The sequence below is a fragment of the Candidatus Nanopusillus massiliensis genome (genome assembly GCF_920984865.1).
This window is the reverse complement of sequence record NZ_OV100765.1, coordinates 548691-549353: the sequence shown is the minus strand read 5'-3', so window position 1 is coordinate 549353 and position 663 is coordinate 548691. Positions and strand designations below refer to the sequence as shown.

Genomic DNA, 663 nt, shown 5'->3' with positions numbered 1-663 from the left:
AGTTGGAAGAATTGATAGATTGGAAATATATAAAAATTATATGATACCTTATGAAATAAAATCTGGTTTTTTTAGAAGGGAACATANNNNACATTTATATTCATATTATTTATTATTGAAGGATTAATTTCCAAATTATAATATAAGAAAGGGTACACTATTATATGCAAAAGATAATCATAAAATAGAAATAGAGTTTAGAAATAATAATGAAATAAAGAAAATACTTGATATAAAGGATAAAATAATTGATATGATAGATAAAAAAGAAGATCCTGGAAAAAAATTCTCTGAAAAATGTAAAATGTGTGCTTTTTACAATATCTGTTGGAAAAATGGAAATAAAAATTGATACTAGAAAAAGTATATATGAAAATATAAATGAAATATATGAAAAAATAAAAGAATTAAAAAATAAAAAACAAAAAATAGAAAATTTACTAAAAGAATTGGAAGAAAAATTAAATAATATTGAAGAAAAAATAGTTATTGAAAAAAAGAAGGAAGAAATTAAGAGAAATAAAACATGNNNTGAGAAATTTAGATGGATGTTTACAACAAATAATTTTCTATTAATTGCTGAGAAAAGATTCTATTACAAATGAAATTATTATAAATAAATATTTAGAAAATAAATGGATTTGATATTTCATGCAGAGTATT

General features: G+C 18.9%; 2 protein-coding genes (1 of these 2 cut by a window edge). Both read left to right on the top strand.

Annotation, left to right across the window (positions count from 1 at the left end):
- On the top strand, positions 1–15 hold the end of the coding sequence (locus LUA84_RS03650; protein WP_256443614.1) for a CRISPR-associated protein Cas4. It extends 462 nt beyond the left edge of the window; 15 of the gene's 477 nt are visible here — the last part of the coding sequence; the start codon falls outside the window, past its left edge; the stop codon is at positions 13–15.
- A gap of 127 nt (positions 16–142) precedes the next feature.
- The gene (locus LUA84_RS05500; protein WP_457913390.1) at positions 143–352 is read left to right on the top strand and encodes a Dna2/Cas4 domain-containing protein; all 210 of its coding nucleotides are present in this window, start codon (positions 143–145) and stop codon (positions 350–352) included.
- The last annotated feature ends 311 nt before the right edge of the window (positions 353–663 follow it).